Source organism: Streptococcus oralis SK610 (assembly GCF_000257455.1).
Classification (GTDB): Bacteria; Bacillota; Bacilli; order Lactobacillales; family Streptococcaceae; genus Streptococcus; species Streptococcus oralis_CB.
Window position 1 is genome coordinate 120,053 of sequence record NZ_AJKQ01000031.1, and the last position, 22,695, is coordinate 142,747.

7 protein-coding genes are annotated in these 22,695 nt (G+C 42.7%); all 7 read right to left on the reverse strand.

What is annotated here, in order from left to right:
• Positions 1 to 102 precede the first annotated feature (102 nt).
• The 7 genes from HMPREF1115_RS11690 to HMPREF1115_RS11720 all read right to left on the reverse strand — a co-directional run bounded on the left by HMPREF1115_RS11690 (position 103) and on the right by HMPREF1115_RS11720 (position 22,687).
• Positions 103 to 795, reverse strand: a complete 693-nt coding sequence (locus HMPREF1115_RS11690) for a phosphoglycerate mutase (protein ID WP_000240130.1) — start codon at positions 793 to 795, stop codon at positions 103 to 105.
• A 163-nt stretch (positions 796 to 958) separates the two neighbouring features.
• Positions 959 to 1,213: a hypothetical protein gene (locus HMPREF1115_RS11695; RefSeq protein ID WP_000983488.1), complete on the reverse strand. Its 255-nt coding sequence runs from the start codon at positions 1,211 to 1,213 to the stop codon at positions 959 to 961.
• Between the two features lie 369 nt (positions 1,214 to 1,582).
• Positions 1,583 to 1,963, reverse strand: coding sequence for a hypothetical protein (locus tag HMPREF1115_RS11700; RefSeq protein ID WP_000439018.1), 381 nt, complete (start codon positions 1,961 to 1,963; stop codon positions 1,583 to 1,585).
• Between the two features lie 157 nt (positions 1,964 to 2,120).
• A complete protein-coding gene (locus HMPREF1115_RS11705) occupies positions 2,121 to 7,628 on the reverse strand; it encodes a ZmpA/ZmpB/ZmpC family metallo-endopeptidase (protein ID WP_000718005.1) in 5,508 nt (1,835 codons plus the stop codon).
• Between the two features lie 234 nt (positions 7,629 to 7,862).
• The gene (locus HMPREF1115_RS11710; protein WP_000856378.1) at positions 7,863 to 8,243 is read right to left on the reverse strand and encodes a hypothetical protein; all 381 of its coding nucleotides are present in this window, start codon (positions 8,241 to 8,243) and stop codon (positions 7,863 to 7,865) included.
• Between the two features lie 246 nt (positions 8,244 to 8,489).
• Positions 8,490 to 14,915, reverse strand: a complete 6,426-nt coding sequence (locus tag HMPREF1115_RS11715; RefSeq protein WP_000831274.1) for a ZmpA/ZmpB/ZmpC family metallo-endopeptidase — start codon at positions 14,913 to 14,915, stop codon at positions 8,490 to 8,492.
• A gap of 251 nt (positions 14,916 to 15,166) precedes the next feature.
• Complete coding sequence (locus tag HMPREF1115_RS11720; RefSeq protein WP_002882750.1) at positions 15,167 to 22,687, reverse strand: ZmpA/ZmpB/ZmpC family metallo-endopeptidase; 7,521 nt, start codon at positions 22,685 to 22,687, stop codon at positions 15,167 to 15,169.
• Positions 22,688 to 22,695: the final 8 nt, after the last annotated feature.

Genomic DNA, 22,695 nt, shown 5'->3' on the forward strand with positions numbered 1-22,695 from the left:
AACTGTTTCCTCTCATTTTTACTTTTTCAATTAGCTAAGTTGCCTTTATTTTTAACTTAGATACAAAAAAGCCTAGGAATTCCTAGGCTTTCTGTTTATAGATTATTTTCCAAGGTAGTATTCAGAAACTACGTTCAATTTTTCGTCGAATTCGAATACCAATGGTGGGAAGTTAGGGATTTCCACATCCATGATTTCGTCGTCTGACAAGCGTTTGATGTGTTTTACAAGGGCACGGATTGAGTTACCGTGAGCTCCTACGAATACGTTTTTACCATCTTTAAGTGCTGGAGCGATTTTGTCTTCCCAGAATGGAAGGGCACGTTCCAAAGTCACTTTCAAGTTTTCAGCATCTGGGATAACTGAGTCGTCAAGTGAAGCGTAACGACGGTCAGTGTGTGCTGAATGCTCATCATCACGATCCATGTTTGGAGGCAATACATCGTATGAACGACGCCAGATGTGAACTTGCTCATCACCAAATTGTTCCGCAGCTTCAGCCTTGTTTTTACCAGTCAAACCACCGTAGTGACGTTCGTTCAAGCGCCATGATTTTTCAACTGGAACCCACAATTGGTCAGAAGCTTCAAGAGCTAAGTTTGTTGTTTTGATCGCACGTTTCAATACTGAAGTGTAAGCTTGGTCAAATTCGATACCAGCTTCTTTGATCAATTTACCAGCGTCAATCGCTTGTTGTGTACCTTTTTCAGACAAATCAACATCAGCCCAACCAGTGAAAAGGTTAGCTTTGTTCCATTCAGACTCACCGTGGCGAGCAAAAACCAATTTTACCATTAGATGGATTCTCCTTTTATTTTTCGAGGTTGCCCTCGTTTATCTATTCTATTTTACACAATTTTTCACAAAAAAGCTAGTTAAAATCAACTAAAAAGAGAGAACAGTGTCCTCTCATCTAGTTATTATTAATTCGCGATATTCAATCAAGAAACGATTGCAATTATTTGTTATTTAAAGCATCAATTAAACGATCAGTATTCTTAGTTACATTAGTATCATTGTAACGATTATGAATTAGACCTTCAATTGTTTCTTTGCAATTTTCAAGATTAGCTTTTTCAAATACTACCACACTGACAACATGTGTTCCACCAGAAGTAAGATGCAAAACTAGTAGAGTTTGAAAAGCACTTAGCACTGTTAATACACCATAAGCCGCTAATATCAATCCTCCGATAAATGAATTTTGCATCATTGAAAGGCCGATAAGAGCGAAAATGATACCCCAAGCAAATGATTTGAAATCAAGACGAAATGAACTATCTACACTTGCAACATGATCAACAGGAATTGTTTTATTTTGAGAACCCAGTGGAATAACTTTTAAAATAGTATTAGGGCTGGAAATTTTTATAAAGACTCCCTCTAAAGTAATGGAAGCTTTTAAATAGAATGTTAAATATGATGTAATGAAAGATTATTTCATAATATTCTCTTTTTATTTTTTCAAGTTGTATTACATCATGTTTTCTTATAAAAAAAAAAGCATTTTGCTAACATATTCTTTCGCCAGATAATTCTTTAAATAAAAAACAACCCTCAAACGGATTGTTTCACTAGACTATCAGACAAGGCCACGGACTTCTTTTAAAAATTTAGAAAAAGAAACAGCGCCTTTAATGATTAGAAATCCTCCTATCCACTCGGTCGCTGAAAGAAAGCCCAGCACGCCACCAATGATAAATAAAATAGAAGGCAGCTTTCGAAGTTGTTGATCTTCTTCGAAATAGATTAACATAAAGGTCCCTAATGCAATCATCAAAATCTTAAAAAATGTCAGGAGCAAGGAAAAGACAACCGTGACGACCAACATCTTTGAAGGTTCTTTATAGATGAGAGCCCCAGTATAGGATAGCAAAAATCGTAGGACAGGCCCCAAAAGTAAGGTCACTCCTGCCAGCATGCCCAGTCTCCAATTGAGTCGAACCAATCTATCTCTCTCCATCAAAACCTCCTTCTCTCGTAGCTATCATTCTACCATATTTGCTCCAGAAACGAAAGGACTTCTCAGACACAAACCTATCTCATACCAGCTTCCTAACAGGGATATCAAGCTATAAAAAGAGAAGACCAGTCGGTCCTCTCTTTTCATTCTCCAAAACTTATTTCTTAAAAATAGAGGTTCTGAAGTCTTTTGTTTGGTCAAGATAGGCCTTAAAGATTGCTCTCTTTAACTTATGAACGGCACTGTCGATTTCTGGCTTATAGTCACTCCAACGAGGAGCCACTGCATCCTGTAGTACAGCTTGATCCATGAGTTCCTGCAATTCAGTCACACTATTGATGGTCTTGGTCGCATAGCTTGGCCATGGTTTTGTCGGATCTTTAAAGGTCACTTGTTTCAAGTTTTCAAACTGATCCACACGTTCTTTGTACATGGCTTTCTTGAAATTCGCCCAAGATGAATACTTGCCTTCAAATACCTTGTCCAATACAAGTTTATCGGTCACCAATCCTCGTTCTTTACCATAGAGATTGATAGTTTTACCTTTTTGTTTGGCAACTTCTTCGTATTGGTTTGAGATATAAGGTACCATTCCATCCTTAAAGCCTTTGGCAGCCAAAAGTTCGTAAGCAATTCGGCGTCCCATCAGGTCCCCTGGCGTGCCTTTCTCACTGCTGAGAGCTGAAAAGATTGGGGCAAAGAGTTTAATCGTATAGTAGCCATTTCGTTCATACTCGCCAGACTGGTACTCACGAGCTGATAAGATGTTGTGGTCAATCAAACTCTCAAAGCTGGTCAATTTTTGCGCCTCTTCTGCTGTCAATTCTTTGACTACGTTAGTGGCATAAACCTCATTTCCATCTGATGGATCTTTTACATACTTGTTCTCAATTTTTCTGAGAGCCGCCATTTTCTGGTAAACACTTAGTTTATTAACGATTGACTGCCCTTCGAGATATTCCAGCATGTAGATAAGGTCAAACATGTTATGGACATAGTTCTGAAGATCTGCTGCCTTTTGGAATCTCTCTGTCGGATCCAAGACTTGAAGACGGGATCCTTCTGTACTATCTGATGTTGAGTGTTTCAAGATAGAATTGATGGTAATGGTTGCGTCACTTGGTTGGTCAGGGGCTTGCAATAAGCCTTTTGCGAAGAACTCTGGTCCCAAACCACTTCTTCGACCATAGCCGCCAAGGTAGATATCCTGATCGGAATCATGGGTCATCTCATGGGTATAGGTAATGGCTCCATCCTTGTCAAGCATACGGTAAGACATATAGTAGACACCATCCCCTGTTGCGTAGGCTCCATGCTGGTTGTGTACTACCTTATTGCCAACTGGTCCAAAGAAGTTCTTCATGGCTGGATTGGAACTATCAAACTTAGCCTCTACTGTAGCTTTTCCAGATGTTGTGTCATCGCCGAACTTATAAGCATCATAAAGCAAGATGGTACGATAGAGTTTTTCACGTCCCTCATTATCTAAAATACGATACCAATAATCGTAGTGATCTCGCTGACGTTTGGCTGTTTCACGCGCATTTTCTTCTACAAAATCATTGAGAGCCTTGCCCGCTTTATGCTCGCTATTGCGGTAGCGATCATAAGCTCCAAATCCTAGACTAGACATAGTTGAGATGACAAAGACGGATCTCTCTGGCAAGGTTAGGAGAGGCAAGACCATATTGCGGTATTTCCATGTGGCACTAGTGATGCGGTCATAGACACCGATAGAATACTTGCTACCAGTCTGTCCTTGCTTTGTTTTCACCTCTTCGATAGTGGATTTTTCTTCGACGATGTAAGCCTTGGTCTGTGATTTAAACCAGTCATTGTTGCTTTTCTCTGGTAGAAAGACTTTTCGGTAATGTTCCAGCGTGCTAAACAAATCTGTCGTTCCATGTTGACTGGCAAGACTGATACCATAAGTATCGACATTATTCTTAGCTAGAAGATTGTTAAAGCCAGATTTACCCAACTCAATCAGGGCATCTAGTGGTGAAGCATTTCCCTTACCAAAGAAGTCCAGATGGTACAGAACTAGGTCTTTGACATTCACCTGACCATAGCTAAAGTTATACCACCGTTCCAGATAGGTCAAGCCAAGTAGCAAAGCTTCCTTGTTGTGCTTGATTTTATCTACAAGGTAGCCCTTGGTAACTGGATTATCACCGGCAAGTCCAGCATCTGCTGACAAGAGTTTTTTCAAACTGTCTTCCAGTTGCTCCTTGGTTTTAGCGAACTGGTCTTCTAGATAGAGCTCGGTCTGTTTGACATTTGGAGAAATACCGAGTGTCTCTTTGATGGCTTCTGAGTGGTAGTCAACCTTTTGTAAGTCAGGTAAGACTTGCTTGATGATAGAAGATTGGTCATACAGGAATTGATTTGGCGTATAGAGAAGTCCAGTATCTCCTAGACTATATTCTGCTAATTTGGCAAAATCATCCTGGTATTTGAGATTGAGTTTCTCAGATGAATGGTCCTTGTAGTGTAGCAAGAGTTTGTTTGCCGTCTCTTTATTGGAAACAATATCTGTGATGACTTGGTTATCCTTCATCATGACTGCTGACAAGAGTTCTTTTTGATACAAAAGACTGTTCTCATTGACCAGGTTTCCGTATTTGACGATAGTTGCCTTGTTGTAGAAAGGTAGCAATTTTTCAATGTTCTTATAAGCCAAAGCGCGCTTAGCTTGATAATGGGTCACCTTAGAAAAATCACTGTCTTTCTTGCCACTTGTTGAGAGGGGCTCCACTGTTGGTAGAGTGAGAGGATTAATGGCTGCTTTTTTGCTTTCGATTTGGGAAGCATCTAGCATTGTTCCTCTTTCTTCAAAGGATTCTCTGCTGACGACTTCATCCTTGAACAAGGTGACATTGTAGACTCTGTTGGCCTTGCTGCTGAATGTGTCCTTCACCTTCATTCCATTGTAGTGGTAACCGGTAATGGCATTTCCGTTGGTTACATTGACATCGCTGAGAACATTGGTCAAACTTCCAGCATACTTTACATCACCAGAAGTTCGATCCCACAAATTACCTGCTACTCCCGCAACTCTACCAAAGTGCTTGACATTGTTGATATCACCTTCAGCATAGCTATTTTGGATCTGTGCATCCTGATCTACTAGACCTGCAAGACCACCTACAGTCTGATCTGAAGTATTTGTGTTGGATGAAATGGCTACTGTCGCTTTTGACTTACTAAGTAAAGCCTTGTCACCTGTCAAATGACCGACCAAACCACCGATATTGTAGGCAGCAGTCGTTTCATAAGTATTGATAATTCTCCCCTTGAAACTGCTCTCTGTGATACTTGATTGGTCCGCCTTAGCCAGCAAACCACCGATACCACGTTCACCTGCTAGAACACCATCGATATGAACTTGCTTAATCTTTGTACCATTCTGGGCTTCATAGGCCAGTGAACCGATATCATCTTTCCCTGAAATGGAGACATTTTTCAGACTCAATTTTTCTACTCTAGCGCCACTCAAAGTTTCAAACAGAGGCTTTTTCAAGTTGTAAATAGCATACTGCTTGCCATCTTTTTCACCGATCAACTGACCAGTAAAGGTACCCTTGATGTAGGACTTTTCATCAGGATCCAACTCCACTTCGTTGGCGTTCAAGCTAGCTGCTAAATAATAGGTTCCAGAGAGATTCTGCTTGATAGCTTTGACGAGGTTGCTAAAGGAAGTAAAGGTTGTCGTTTCCTCTGTAGCCTTCTTAGCTAGATAGAAGGTGAAATTATCGACATATTTATTTTCTAGCTCTTGCTGGAGTTTCTCAGCCTTGGCTGTAATTTTATAAACTGACTGACCATTTTTCGTTTCTGCCGTTATTGAAGAAACTGGTAGATAGACATCTTTAACTGCCGAAGATTTAACCTTGACAAAGTAAGTTTCTGTATTCTTTGGAACACTGTCTAAAGAAACATGTTGTTTGTAAGTACCATTGGTCTGACTATACAACTCCAGATCCGAAACATTTCTTAGCTCAAGCGTTTTCTCTGGATCTTTTTCTTTTGGTTTTTCTGTCGGAGCTTCCGGTTTTACTTGCTCGGTATTGCCCGTATATTCTGGAAGAGGAGCGACTTGCTCCGGTTCCACAATGGCTCCTGCTTGCTCACCTTTATATTCTGGTAGGGAAGACTGGATTTCTGGTTCAACGATAGCACCTGATTGATTATCTGTATACTCTGGTGTTTCAGTTGTCTCAGGGGCAACAACCGCTCCCGCTTGAGTTTCTGTATACTCTTGTGTTGGTGGCACCTGTTCAGGCTCTACGATTGCTCCAGACTGCTCGCCTGTATAGGATGGTTTCTCAGCCATTTCTGGTTCCACCAAAGCCCCAGACTGGACGCCCCCAACCTCTGGCTCAACTTGTTCTGGCTCGACGATGGCACCAGCTTGGGTTCCCTGATACTCAGGTTGCGGAGCTACCTGCTCGGGTTCAACGACTGCTCCTGCTTGGGTGCCTGTATATTCTGGTTTTTCAGCTGTTTCAGGGGCTACAATCGCTCCCGCTTGTTCTCCTTTATATTCTGGTAAGGAAGCCTGGGTCTCAGGCTCTCCTTTTCTTGCAGACTGAGATGCTTCACTCGGTACAACTGCCTTCTTAGTCCCTTTTTCTACTATACGTGGCAAGGCTTCTTCTACATTGGTCGAGAGAACTTCTCGGGAAATTTCTTGGTTTTCAACAGTGAAAATGCGAACGACTTCAACCTTCTTCCCAGCATGACCTTCTTGTTTGACACGAATGGTTCCCTCTGCTAGTTCGGAATTTTCTTGAACCACTTCTGAAAAGTCTAGTTTGGTTACAATCTCTTGGTCTTTGTATAGGAGCTCTGGTTTATTCACGCGACCAGCCAAGACTTCGTCTTGAGGATCTACACTAGCAAGACCAGACGGATTTTGATTGGATGAATCTTGAGAAGGGATTGGCTTCTCAGCAGGCGTTGTAGGAGAGGTAGCTTTCTGCTCATCTCCTGCCTTTTGCCCACCTTCATTGGTCTGAAAACGAGGTTGAACCGTGTAGTCTGGTTTCTGACCTCTAGCAGCAGTTTCTTGCAAACTAGCGTCCTTGTCTTGCTTAATATAGCCTAGGTAGGTATAACCCGATAGGGTGCGTGGCAAAGGCAGACTATCTCCTTGGGATAATTGGTATTCCTGATTGTACTGGAGCAAAAGCTGATTTTCGATAGCCTGAACCGAAGAAACCAAACCACTACCCATCCCTGTTATCAAAATCACATTCAATAGAGCTTTCTTTTTGCCTTTCTTTTTCGATACGACAAAAATAAGGAGGCCGATCGAAGCCATGACTCCACCCGATAAAACGCTAGTAAGGCTATGCTGCCCACCTGTATTGGGCAACTGACCCAGCTGGGCTTTCTCATCCATACGGTAGACTAGATAATAGGTGCTCTCACTATCTTCCGCAATTTTAGGAATATCCTTGACAATCAAGTCTTTTTCTTGCCTACTCAGCTCCGTATCCGTCACATATTTGTAGTGAACAGCTACATTTTCTTGGGCAAATACGGTTCCACTACTCGCAATGGACACAAAAAATAGGCTTGAAATCGAAGCTGACACAAGTCCAATTGCTAATTTTCGTAAGGAGAAACGATGCTGCTTCTCTCCAAAAATCTTTTTCATTCTAAATCCTCTCAACTTTTCAACCTCTATCAAGGAAATAACTAGAATTATATTTTGATATAGGTAATTTACATTCATCATTATACTATAAAAAAAGGTCCTTGTCCCAAATAAATGCTTTGAATTTTATGAATGTAAAAACTTATTTATCTTGTCAAGTTTACCTCTGCTTGATGACAAAAAAAGAAGGCTAATCGCCTTCTCTTATTTAAAAATATTCCTAACAAAAAGTCATTATTCTTGAATCTCGAATTTTTTCAAAAGTCCAAAATAGAGGGATCCACCAATGATTGTCAGAATTCCTCCTACCCAGCCCAAGAATGGGATCAATCCAACAGAACCACCTACGATAAACAAAACAGACGGTGCAGGCGTCACACGCTCATCGTCCTTGTAATAAACAATGGCTACAATTCCTAAAACCAAGACAGCAATTTTTACCAATGACAAAATAATTGAAAAAATCGTCAATAGCCCAACTGTTGCATCTGAGTCCTCCGTTGCCGCAGCAGCCCCGACAGCTATCATAAACATAACAAGAGGTGCCAACAGCAAGACGATACCTGAAATAAGACCAAAAATCGCATTTACGCGAGCAAGTGTATTTGTTTTCATCTGAATCTCCTTAAAAATTTTTACAGCTATCATTTTATCATATTTTCATGAAAAACAAAAGAAATTTCAAAATGAATATACTAGATGGTGAATGGTTTCAAATTTCTATCCAGACATTTAGAGTAAGAAATATGTCATGTATCAATTTATTTGTAAATTCATTCGTTTTTATACTAAGCAAGCCGTTCCCCTAAAAAAAGAAGATCCAAGTGATCTTCTTTTTTCGTGGCTGTTTTTGCAAGAGACTTATCTTTCAAAGATAGACTGTCTGAAGTCGTCTGTAGCACGTAGATAAGCATTGAAAATACGATACTTGAGTTGGGCGACACTGCTCTTAGAGCTGTCTGATAAAGCACGATCAATGTTCTTAGCTGAGGCATCCGCTAGTACTGCTAAGTACATATAATCTTGTAATTCCTCATAAGAAGAAATTGTAATTTGTCGTTTGCTATCTAGTTTTCCTGCTTCAAACTCAATGGTGATAGGGCGAAGGAAGTTTTGGGCCTTGTTGTATCGTTCATTCAACATAGCTTTCTTCAAATCCTTCCATGATTCATACTGACTACCGTAGAGGTTTTTAAGGATTAGATCATCTCCAACTACACCGACATCTCCTCTGTTCCAGATTGAGTAGGTCTTATTACCTTCTTTAAGCGCTTGGCCGGAGTATTGGCCAGATACATATGGGACAAATCCTTGTTGGTAGCCCTTGTCTCCTAGCAATTCGTAGGCTCTACGGCGGAACATAAGTCCCCCAGGAGCACCAGTTGGATTGTCCAGAGCTGCATAGAAGGAAGCAAACATATTGACGATGTAGTAGCCATTTCGTCCAAAGCTAGCGGTATCCCAACCATCGCGACGACCAATGATATTATGATCAACCAGAGCATCAACAGATTTTAGTTTGGCTGCTTCTTCGGCAGTTATAGGGACAATTCGATCATCAGCGTGAGCTTGTTTACCATAAGAAGTTTTTTCAAAGTTATAATTTTCAGCCTTACGGTACCATTTCATTTTCTGTTGATCAGTTAGAACTCCAGTAACAATATCCCCTTCTACATAATCCAGAAGGTTCAGTACGTCAAAAACTCCATGCATGTAGTCGCGAAGAGCATCTGCTGAGGAGAATCGAGCAACAGGATCATAGGTATGGTAACGTGTGGTCGAATCTTTATCTCCCTGATAGAAGCTATTGAGGACGAGACCTTTTTCGCTAACATTGGTTACAGACTCTAACATCCCTGTAGCAAAACTCTCAGGTCCTTCACCCTCACGACGACCATGTCCTTCAAAATAGATAGAACCATCCGAGTTGTGGGTCATTTCATGGGTATAGACCATGGTTCCAGAAGCTCCCAGCATCTGGTCATAGACATAGAAGACTTCATAACCATTTGCAAAGGCTCCTAGTCCATTGTCTCCGTGATACTTGCCAGCAGGGCCAAAGAAATTGTACATAGCAACAGAGGTCTTATCATTACGCGGAGCCCAATATTGCTGGCCTTTATCATTATAAAGAAAGAAACCGTCTGTAACGATCACCCGTCTGAATAGAGTGTCTTTCCTGTTTGGACTTAAAATGTTGTACCACATGTCATAGTGGTTTCGTTGCCATTCAGCTGATTGATCCACAAGTTTTTCAACGTGTCGATGGAGTTCCTCGCCTGAGAGAACTCTGCCACCTTCTTTCCTGTAGCTTCCAAAGCTACCAAAGGCGATGGTCGACATATTGCTGATGATATAGACATCTCTTTCAGGTAAGGTCAGAAGCTGGAGGACCATTTGCTTGAAGCCCCAATCTCCCTGAGTCAGTCTGTCGTAGACCTTGATTGTATACTTACTCTTACGATCTGCATTGTCCTGTTTAGCCTGAATTTCTGGCAGACTTGAACGAGCCTCTACGATATAAGCCTTGGTATTTTCCTTGAACCATTCACTGTTGGTTTTGTGTGGCAAGAAGAGTTCACGCAGACTTTCTAAGTAAGCAAAGAGGTCTCCTTTGCCTTTTTCCTTGGCTAGAGATTGTCGGTAGGCATTGAAGTTGTTTTGTGCTCGAAGATTGCCCATTCCAGAGTTCCCGAGAGCGATGATAGTATCCAGTGTCGAAGCTGCTTGATTGCCAAAGAAATCAAACTTATAGGCATTAAGATCTTTGGTATTGAAAGTTCCATAGTTGACATTGTACCATCGGTTGAGATAGGTCAGACCAAGCATGAAGGCCTCTTTGTTCTTCAGAATTTTTTGGCTAATCGCATCCGCTACGGCAGGGCCTAGGGTGTTGATCGACTTGTCAACTGAAAGTACCTTGAGGAGCTCCTGACCTAGTTCAGCCTTGGTTTGTTCAAAGGCTTTTTCCAGATAAAGATCATCTAAGGAAGCTGTTTCACCAATCCCTAATACTTTACGCACTGCAGCCGAGTCATAGGTCACAGCTCTGAGTTCATCCAAGACACTCTCTTTAATAGACTGATAGTCAGATAAGAAGGCCTCTGGCGTATAGAGTAAATTTTTATCAGCGATGCTATATTCTGCAATCTGGCCATTGGCAAAATCACCCTTGTAGGTCAGATCGAGATAAGCGATTGTCTTATCTGCATAATGCAGCATCAGTCTATTGATTTCACCCTTATGGCTATTGACATCCGTTATCAGAGTCTCATCTTTCATCGGAACTACATCTAGCAGGGCTACTTTGTTGAGTTTATCATCTTCAGCTAATTGGTTAGCTGTATGAACGATAAAGTCTTTGTTGTAGAATGGTAATAGTTTTTCTACATTTTCGTAGGCTTGCTTTCTGGACTCTTGAGCTCCTCTCACTCGACTATAGTCTGTCTGATGCTGGTAAGTTTTCTGCAATGGCTCCTGGTCCGTCAAGTTTGAAGTGATTCCAAAGGATTGACGTTTGGCTTGCGCATCGGCCTCTGAAATAGAACGGACAAAACGCTCATCTTTTCGATTTGCTGTAGTTCCTTCAAGAACATAAGAGTCCCGAACAGAAGCCTCAGGATAAGGATCTCCTGTCATCGCATGACCATTTTGAACCTTGACACTGGTCAAGACATTTCGGACCTGTCCATTATTCCAAGTAGATCCGATCGCTCCACCGACTTGGCCAGAATGACCTCCATTTTGGATAGAACCAGTCACATAAGAAGTTTCTAATCTAGCTCCATTCTGCAAACGACCGATCAAGCCTCCAACACGCTGGTCTCCATTTCGACCCGTTACTTGGATAGATACATCCGCTTGGCTCTTCTGCGCCAGTGATTGGTTGCCGTGGAAGTTACCGACCAGGCCACCAATATTGTACTCCTGTCCCCCATCTTGGGTGCTGGTGATGGACCCTTTAAAGGCAACATTAGTTAGTTTTGTGTTTTGGGCAACTCCTACGAGTCCACCGATATGCTTGTTCCCAGATAGACTACCACTTACAGAAACATCTGTAATCGTTGCATTCTGAGCGTTGCTAGCCAAGCCCCCTATAGAATCCTTGCCTGTAACTGCAGCCGATTTCAAGGTCAGTTGCTGGATGGTGGCATTTTTCAAGGTTGCAAAGAGTGGTTTTGCCAAGTTGTAGATGGTATAATCTTTTCCATCCACTCGGCTAGTTAGACTACCTGAAAATTCTTCTGGAACATAGCTTGTCGCAGACTGTTCCAACTGAAGTTCATCTGCTGAAACATCCGCTCCTAGTTTGAAGTTTCCAGTCGGATTTGACTTCATGGCCTCTACGAGCGCTTTGAAGGACGTATAGACACCTTCTTGGCTAAGAGGCGTTTTCGGCAGTTCAAAAGAGTAATCTGGACGATAATGATCCCCTTCTCCCTCGACGAGCTGATTAGCTGATACTGTTACGGAGTAGGCATTGCCTTTATCAGTAATCTTAGAAACAGGTAAGAGCATATCCTTGAACTTGTCTGACTGAATGCGGACATAGTAGTTGTCCAAATCAGACGGCACTTCTGACAAGGATAGGTAACGTCGGTAGTGACTGCCATCTTTACCGTACAGTTCGATGCGGTTGATGTCTTTGATTTCAACCTTCTTATAATCAAGCTGAACTGGACGTTGATCCTCTATGCTAGTTTGTTCCCCTTGACCCAGGTCATATTTCATGACAGTTTTGAGGGTATAAGGAGTATAGTAGTCCAAGTCACCAAGTATCAATTTTTGAGTGAGGTCCGCAAGGTCGACTTCCTTAATTAACGTTTCACCCTTGTATAGCTGCACTTTGGCTGATTGATAGCTAGCTGTAGCATCCGTCAAGTGATAGCTAAGAGAAACTTGGCGTTTGTCTTCTTCCTTCTCGACACGGACTAGAGAGAGGATTGGTTTTCTCTTGACACCATCCAGAGCTTGACGAGCTGCCTCGAGATCCGTCCGAACTTGATCGACCAAGGCTTGATTGGCCAAAGGATTGTCCAAAACGAGCTTGGCCTGATCTAGAGCACGGCGATAGCGGAGTTTGGCTTGTTCATCAGCATACTGGTAAGCAACTGTAGACTGAGTCACATCCTTCATGTCAAATTCAACTCCAAGAGTTTTCTTATCAACAGGTTGGCCGTCTAGATTATTCTTAGCAGTTTCAAGGGCCTTTTTCAAAGAATCAACCTGTTCTTGACTAGCATGAGATGCCTCAAAGAGAGCTTGGGCATTTGCGACTGCCTGTTTATAAGACTCTTGATCTGCAGTGGTATCATTGAAATACTGATGCGTTTTCTGAATGCTATCGGCCTCTTCCACTAATTGGTGTAAGGGTTCGAGGTCGAGAGTTCCTTTTTCTGGTTCCACAGGAGCGTGATCCACATTTGTAGAAATTGGTTTTGTACCGACTTTGATAATCTGAGGAACTGCTTCTTTTGTGATAGTGTTAGAGATTTCCTCTGTATTTTCGACTTTTCCATCTACTAAATACTGACGAGTCACAATCGTACGGACACCATCTTGACCAGCTTGGCTAACTTCCCTTTGCCCCAAAGGCAGGTCTGCACTTTCCACTTCCTTAGTTGGATAGGGTTCGGCCACTGTTGTGGTAACGTCCTTTTCTTCAACGTTTAAGCTTGGAACTTCATTTACAGGAGCGTCTGTTGGTTTCTCGCTAACAGGAGCTGTTCCGACCGTTACGATCTCTGAGACCGCTGGAGTCGTCACTTCGTTGGAGATTTCCTGGCTTCTCTCTACTTTGCCATCTACTAAATACTGACGAGTCACAATCGTACGGACGCCATCTTGACCAGCTTGGGTTATCTTGGTCTGACCAACTGGCAAGCTATCACTCTCTACTCGTTCTCGAGTGTAGGGTTCTGCTACCGTCGTAGTAACATCTTTTTCTTCAACGTTTAAGCTTGGAACTTCATTTATTGGGGCGTCTGTTGGTTTCTCGCTAACAGGGCCTGTTCCAACTGTTACGATTTCTGAGACCGCTGGAGTCGTCACTTCGTTAGAGAGTTCCTGGCTTCTCTCTACTTTTCCATCTACCATGTACTGACGGGTGACGATTGTACGCACGCCATCTTGACCAGCTTGAGTTATCTTGATTTGGCCAACTGGCAAGCTATCACTCTCTACTCGTTCTCGAGTGTAGGGTTCAGCCACTGTTGTGGTAACATCTTTTTCTTCAACGTTTAAGCTTGGAACTTCATTTATTGGAGCGTCTGTTGGTTTCTCGCTAACGGACTCCCCTGGGCTTGGTTTTGTAGGAGAAAGGACCTTGCTTCCGACTTTTCTAATCTCAGAAGTAGGCTCAGTCGTTACCTGATTGGAAACCTCCTCTGTATGGATCACCTGACCATTTAAAATGTAGCTGCGGGTCACGATGGTACGACTACCATTTTTCCCTGCCTGAATCACCTCAGTTTGACCTTGTGGCAAATCAGCTGCTTCTACTTCCTCTACTTGGAAAGGAATGATCTCTGTATGACTCGTTTCTTTACTTTCAACCTTTAACTCTGGTTGTTCAAATACAGGAGCATCATTTGGTTTCTGAGCACGATACTCTTCCTGCGCTTGACTTCCGTTTGAAGTTTGAACTGGAGTATCAATAGGAGCCGAATGATTCAACTCTTTCTTGCCATCAACTGAAGGCTTCACTTCTTTTTGAGATTTCAAATACCCTACATATTGGTAGCCTTCAATCGTAAGTGGGGATTGCAATGTTTCCCCGATCTGTACAGTCAATTCCTGATTATAGTCTGCCAGCATTTGATTTGTCAAAGCCAAGGAAGTTGGCGCAATTAGCTGACTTCCTAGACTGGTCAAAAGCATGAAAGAAGCGAGTTTCTTGCGATCATCTCTGCCCAGTTTAATCGCTACTACCAGTAGTACTATGCCTGCCCCCGCTGCAATTGAGCTAATGAGTTGGCTGTGACCAGTTGCAGGCAACTGTCTCGTCGGACAATAAATCAAATAGTATGTATCATCTGTTTCCTCAGCAAACTGTGGCAATTCTTTGACTACCAATTGCTTCTCTTGGTCCGTGAGCTCACTCTCTGTCACGTACTTATAGTGAATCTGTTTTGTGACGGATGGCGTCTGTTCACTGGCTGCTACATTTGCAAGAGAACCTCCTCCACTAAAAAGGTAGAAAACCCCTACCAAAGCAGAAACCAAACCAACCGAAACTTTTCTCAATGAAAAACGCTGGTGCTTTTCTCCTAAATAACTTCTTTTCATTCCTAATCTTTCCTTCATCATGATTTGAATCCCCTCTATTCTACCGAAATTTACTAGATTATTCAATTTATTTGCTATAAATAATAGCCACAAAAAAACTGCTAATCTTTTCAGTTCATTTACGCTGTCAAAATTCTTATCTTATCAGGTCTTGAATGCACAAACAAGATCATGGAGAAACCACAGAAAAAATTCCTAGGTAGCCTTAAACCTAGGAATTTTTCAAATTTTAATCAAACAGAATCGTTTCCTTATTTCTTGAAAATAGACTGTCTGAAGTCGTCTGTCTCACGAAGATAAGCGTTGTAAATCTTCTTCTTAAGCAGGTTGACCCAGCTAGCTTCGACACGGCTAGTAGCATTGGTAATGTTGCGTACATCCTCTGCCACTGCTGCATCCATCAACTGCTGCATCTCTGCATAAGAGCGAATGGTTACTTTCTTGGTACTGTTTGGATTTTTAAGCTCGTACTCAATGGTAATTGGCTTCAGCTTGGTCAGCTGATCAATTCGCTCTTGGTACATAGCTTTCTTGAAGGCTACCCAGGAATCATATTCGCCTTTGAATACATTTTCCAAGACTTTCTGATCCGTCACGAGACCAACATCTCTTCCAGACCATCCGTCCCACGTTTTCTTCCCTTCATCGAAGGCTTCCTGAGAGTACTGACCAGAAACATAAGGGACAAATCCTTCATGGTAGCCCTTGGCTGCCAGTAATTCATAGGCTGTGCGACGGAACATGACGTCACCTGGCGCTCCATTTGGATTGCTCAAGGCTGAGTAAATTGGTGAGAAGAGGCTGAGACTGAGGTAGCCATTTCGACCATATTTCCCACTTTCCTTATTCTCCCGACGAGTGATCACATCATTTTCAATCAAAGAGTCAAAGGTCTTCAGCTGCTTGATTTCCTCAGCTGTGAAGCTTCGCGTCTGGTTACCTGCGTGGGTCTCCTTACCATACTTATCTGTAATATAGTAATTCTCCATCTTCCTGAACCACTGTAACTTGGCAGCATCGCTCTGCTTCAACATAGAAGTACCTTCTAGATAGTCCAGGGTGTAGATCATGTCAAACATACCATGGACATAGTGTTGTAGGTCTGCTTCATTTTGAACACGCTCCTTGAAATTATAGGTATGCATACGTGTCTTAGAATCCTTGTCCACCTTGAAGAGAGTATTGAGCGTAATGGTTGGTTCATCTGGGCTTGGCGAAGATTGCAAGAGTCCACGAGCATAGAGTTCCGCACCCAAGCCCTCACGACGACCATAACCTTCAAAGTAAATTGCACCGTCAGAGTTATGGGTCATCTCATGCGTGTAGACTGAGTTACCATAGTCTTCCAACAATTTAGCAGCATCAAAGTGAGTTACACTACCCGTAGCATAGGCATTATAACCCTTGCTTGGATACCACTTGCCGGCAGGTCCGAAGAACTCCTGCATAGCTAGAGATTTTTTATCATTAGCTGGAGCCCAGTATTTTTGACCATTCTTGTCAACCAATGAGAATCCATCATAAACCAGAACCGAACGGAAGAGCTTGTCCTTGCTTTCTGGACTGAGAATCTTATACCAGAAATCATAGTGGTCGCGCTGGTATTCAGCTGTTTTTCTCACTCTGTCTTCGACATATTCAACTAGTTCTGCGTCTGTACGCACTCTGTTATTGGCATCCAGGCGGTAGCGATCATAAGCTCCCATAGAGAGGGTAGACATATTAGAGATAGCATAGACACCCTTCTCCGTCATGGTCAAGAGTGGTAGGAGCATGTCCTTGTGTTCCCAATTATCTGCAGTAATCTTGTCATAAACACCGACAGAGTACTTGCTCTTGCCCTCGGCTGCGTCCTGAAGCTGTCTCGCTTCTGCTACATCGGACTTAGCCTCAACGATGTAGGCTTTTGTATTGGTCTTGAGCCATTCATTATTAGTCTTATATGGTAGGAAGAGCTGACGGTAGCCTTCAAGGTAATTGAAGAGTCCTCGCTTGCCAGTTGCTTCAGAGAGCGAATTGTCATACGCTGTATAGTTGTTCTTAGCCTTGAGATTCTCAAGTCCTGATTTCCCTAAAGCTATGATTGTATCAAGAACCGAAACGTCATTCTTACCGTAGAAATCCATCTTGTAAGCCAATAAGTCCTTAACGTTAAAGTTATCATAGTTGATATTGTACCAACGATTAAGATAAGTCAGACCTAATAGAAAAGCTTCTTTATCAGCAAGAATCTTCTTAACAAGATAATCCTTAACTACTTCACCTTCAGTATTGATAGCCTTATCCATAGCCAGAACTTTTCGTAGTTCTGCTGACAGTTTGCTTTTCACTTGCGTAAATGCGGTGTCTAAGTATAGTTCATCCAAAGAGGTATCTGTTGCTACTCCGAGAGCTGTACGCATAGCTGGAGAATCAAGAACTACTTTGTTTAACTCTGGCAAAACTTGATTTAGAATACTAGTATAATCTGATACAAAGGCTTCTGGAGTATAAAGAAGGTCTAACCCCTTCATCCTATACTCAGCAATACCTTGGTTGACGAAATCTCCCTGATAAGATATTTCTAGGTAGTCAATGGTATTGTCCATGTAGTGAAGCATCAAACGGTTGATTTCTGTTTTATTGCCATGGATATCTGTAACCACTTGATGATCCTTCATCGGAACAACATCCAGTAGGTACTCCTTGTTCAACTTATGCTCTTTCGGAATCTTGTTCGCAAACGAAACAATGGTTTCTTTATTGTAGAAAGGAAGCAGTTTCTCCATATTTGCATAAGAATATCCGCGGTCAAACTGAGCATTGTTTACTTCTCCATAGTCGACAAAACGCATATTTAGATTCGTGTCATCTAGGCTAGTTGTTATGTCCATAGCAGTCAGTTTTTCTTCCATTTCTTCTTGAGTAATAGTAGAAGTAACAAACTGATCGTTTTTCAAGGTTTCACTTTTAGCAACTTTATATGCTTGCGTAATGCGGTCGTTTTTGTAGCCCTGATCCCCAGAAATGCTGTAAACATTTGTACCGCTAACATTACTGATAACATTATCAACTAAACCATTAAAGTAGTTCGAACCGACCACTCCACCGATCTGACCGTTAGTAGTTGAATTATATAATTTTCCTGTCACATAAGATTTCGTGATTCGAGCATTGTTTTCTAGACGTCCAACCAAACCACCGATACGTTGTTCATTTGATCGTGCACCACTAATAATCGTTACATCTGCTTTACTTTGGCTAAGAAGAGATTCTCCTCCTTTAAGGCTTGCAACCAAACCACCTACGTTATAAGCTTTGATGTGTTGACTGTTAGATAGGATAGTCCCCGTAAAGGAACTATTGGTAATTTGCGTATTGGTTCCATTAACTACTAGACCCGCTACGTTAGAGGCGTTTCCTACTACCGATACTCTCCCCTGAACAGAAACATCTGTGATTCGCGCATTTTCCGAATTGCGTGCCAGCGCAGCCGAGTCATAGGTACCCACGATATTCACATCTTTAAAGTCGATATTGGAAATGGTAGAACCACTCTTGAGGTTTTCAAATAAAGGCTTGGCTAGATTGTAAATCGCATATTGCTTGCCATTTTGACTACCTGTCAGACTACCGGTGAAGTTCCCTTTGAGGTAGACATAATCCGCAGGAGCTAGGTTGACCTCGCTCGCATCCAAATCAGCTCCCAGAACATAGTTTCCAGCCATATTTCGCTTCATAGCGTCTACCAATCCAGCAAAGCTAGTGTAGATATTTTGCTGACTTGGGACCGCCTTACTGATGTAGAAGTCGTGCCCAGACTTGTAACCCGTCTCACTTTCTTGGACGAGTTCAGGAAGGGTTACATTAACCTTATAGACTGCCTTACCATCTTTCTCTGCTTCAGAAATGCTGTGAACTGGAAGGAGGATTTCCTTGGATTCGCTTGACTTGATTTTGACGAAGTAGTTTGACAGATCCGTAGGCATAGAGCTCATCGATACAAAGCGCTTATATTGGTCGTTTTCTTTATGATAAAACTCAACAGAATCAATATCACGGAAGGCAATCTTCTTGTATTCTAACTCAAAGTTACGACTGTCTGTTTCAAACTCAGTAAAGCTGCCATTATCCAGTTCATAAGTCAACTTGGTTTTTAGAGTGTAGCCTGTGTAGTAGTCTAGGTCGCCAATTTTCAAACTGCCAGCAAAGTTGGTAATTGGAAGAGTGCGAATCAGCTGGTCTCCCTGATACAATTCTGCAGTCGCTGAACGGAAGGACTGGGTCTGGTCTTCCAATCTATATTGGACCGTAACCGACTTATCATCAGCATTCTCAGTCAGACTTAGAATGGAAACAATCGGCTTGACTTTAGGCACTCCATTTAGAGCTTCTTTGGATGCTGTCAGGCTAGCAAGAGCTTGGTTGACCTGTACTTGTGTAGCAGTTTGATTGTTCAAAACTCCTTCAGCCTTAATCAATTCGTCAGTATAAGCTGTCTGCTTATCTAAATCCGCATTCTTATATTTAACAGAAGTTTTAACTCTTGGATTTAAATCGTACTCCGTCTGAAGAGCCGTTTTGACAACTTCAAGACCACTCAATTGCGCCTTGGCTTGATTGATTTGTTCCACCAGTTGGTTGACTTCTGCTTGGCTGGCTTGAGATTGGCTCAGAATCGCTTGACCTGCCGTTAAAGCAGCATCATAGTTAGCTTGATGGCTCTGGCTATCGTTGAAATAACGGGCCTGAGATTTAATCTGATCTGCTTCTGCCAAGAGATTATGCAGTGAAATTAAATCGAACTCTTCTAAAGCGTCTGCTTTTGGTGGGTCGTTCGGTACCATGTTTGGCTTAGCCGTGCCTACCTTGACGATTTGTGTTACGGGAGCTAGAGTTTCCTCGTTGGACAACTCTTGGCGATCAACCTCTTGACCGTTAGAACTGTAGATGCGAGTCTTAATCGTGCGCTCACCCTCAACACCTGGAGTTGTGATTTGACGAGCATCTTGGACCAATTCGTCCGTATATTGCTCCTCTATGTTGAACGCAATTTTTTCTACGCGAGTTTCGTCGGTGTAAGTTAGCGGATATTCTGGCAGAATATCTGCTTTTGGTGCATCATTTGGTACCATGGTTGGTTTAGCCGTTCCGACTTTGACGATTTGTGTTACAGGAGCTAGGGTTTCCTCGTTAGACAGCTCTTGGCGGTCGACCACTTGGCCATTAGAACTGTAGACACGGGTCTTAATCGTGCGCTCACCCTCAACACCCGGAGTTGAAATCTGACGGGCATCTTGGAACAATTCATCTGTAGTTTGCTCTTCAATGTTGAAGGCTATTTTCTCAACGCGAGTTTCGTCGGTATAAGTTAGTGGATACTCTGGAAGAGCGTCTGCTTTCGGCGTATCATTTGGTACCATAGTTGGCTTAGCTGTGCCGACTTTGACGATTTGCGTTACAGGAGCTAGTGTTTCCTCGTCAGACAACTCTTGGCGGTCGACAACTTGACCATTAGAACTGTAGACACGAGTTTTGATAGTTCGTTCGCCTTGGACACCTGGAGTTGTGATTTGACGAGCATCTTGGACCAATTCATCCGTAGTTTGCTCTTCAATGTTGAAGGCTATTTTCTCTACACGAGTTTCATCGGTGTAAGTCAACGGATACTCTGGCAGAGCATCTGCTTTCGGAGCTTCATTCGGTACCATGCTTGGTTTAGCAGTTCCGACTTTGACGATTTGTGTTACTGGAGCTAGAGTTTCCTCGTTAGACAACTCTTGGCGGTCAACAACTTGACCGTTGGAACTGTAGATACGGGTCTTAATGGTACGCTCACCCTCAACACCCGGAGTTGTGATTTGGCGGGCATCTCGAACCAATTCATCCGTTTCTTCTTCACGAATGCTAAAGTTGATTTTCTCAACGCGCGTTTCGTCAGTATAAGTTAGGGGATACTCTGGCAGAACGTCTGCTTTCGGTGCATCATTTGGTACCATGGTTGGTTTAGCAGTTCCGACTTTGACGATTTGCGTTACAGGAGCTAGAGTTTCCTCATTGGATAATTCTTGGCGGTCAACCTCTTGACCGTTAGAACTGTAGACACGAGTCTTAATCGTGCGCTCACCCTCAACACCTGGTGTTGTGATTTGACGAGCATCTCGAACAAGCTCATCGGTTTCTTCTTCACGAGTGGTGAAGTTAATCTTCTCAACGCGAGTTTCATCGATATAAGTCAACGGATACTCTGGCAGGGCGTCTGCTTGCGGTGGATTGTTCGGTACCATGGTTGGCTTAGCCGTGCCGACCTTAACAACTTGCGTTACGGGAGCTAGAGTTTCCTCGTTAGACAACTCTTGGCGATCAACCACTTGGCCATTAGAACTGTAGACACGAGTCTTGATAGTTCGTTCGCCTTGGACTCCTGGAGTCGCAATTTGACGATCATCACGAACTAATTCGTCCGTATATTGCTCCTCGATGTTGAAGACAATTTTCTCTACGCGCGTTTCGTCAGTATAAGTCAACGGATACTCTGGCAGAGTTTCTGCTTGCGGTGCTTCGTTCGGCACCATGCTTGGCTTAGCCGTGCCGACTTTGACAACTTGCGTCACTGGAGCTAAAGTTTCCTCGTTAGACAACTCTTGGCGGTCAACCTCTTGACCATTAGAACTGTAAACACGAGTCTTGATAGTCCGTTCGCCTTGGACTCCTGGAATGGCGATTTGACGAGCGTCACGAACCAATTCATCCGTTTCTTCTTCACGAATGTTAAAGTTGATTTTTTCAACGCGAATTTCGTCAGTATATGTCAACGGATACTCTGGTAAAGCGTCTGCTTGCGGTGCTTCGTTCGGCACCATGCTTGGCTTAGCCGTGCCGACTTTGACAATTTGTGTTACAGGAGCCAAGGTTTCTTCATTCGAAAGTTCTTGACGGTCGATTTCCTGACCGTTAGAACTGTAAATGCGAGTCTTGATAGTTCGTTCACCTTGGACTCCCGGAGTTGTGATTTGGCGGGCATCTCGAACAAGATCATCCGTTTCTTCTTCACGAATTGTGAAATTAATTTTCTCAACCCGAGTTTCGTCGGTATAAGTGAGTGGATACTCTGGCAAAGCGACTGCTTTTGGCGCATCGCTTGGTACCATGTTTGGCTTAGTTGTGCCGACTTTGACAATTTGCGTTACAGGAGCCAAGGTTTCTTCATTAGACAATTCTTGACGGTCAACAACTTGATCGTTAGAACTGTAGACACGAGTCTTAATGGTCCGCTCACCCTCAACACCCGGAGTTGTGATTTGACGAGCATCTCGAACCAATTCATCGGTATATTGCTCCTCAATGTTGAAGGCTATTTTCTCAACGCGAGTTTCATCGGTATAAGTCAGTGGATATTCTGGCAGAGCATCTGCTTTCGGTGCTTCGTTCGGTACCATGGTTGGTTTAGCAGTTCCGACTTTGACGATTTGTGTTACTGGAGACAAGGTTTCTTCATTCGAAAGTTCTTGACGGTCAACAACTTGACCGTTGGAACTGTAGATTCGGGTCTTAATCGTACGCTCACCTTGAACACCTGGAGTCGCGATTTGACGACTTCCTTCTGGAATCTCATCTGTATATTGCTCGTCAATAGAAAAATCAATCTTTTCTATTCTAACCTCATCATTTGTAGTCAATTCCAACTCAGAAGTCTCATGAATAGGAGCTGTTTCTGGAGTTGTGCCATATTCCGTCAATTCTGGAATCTCTTGAACTGGAGGCATCTCAGAACTGGTGCCATACTCTACCAATTCTGGAA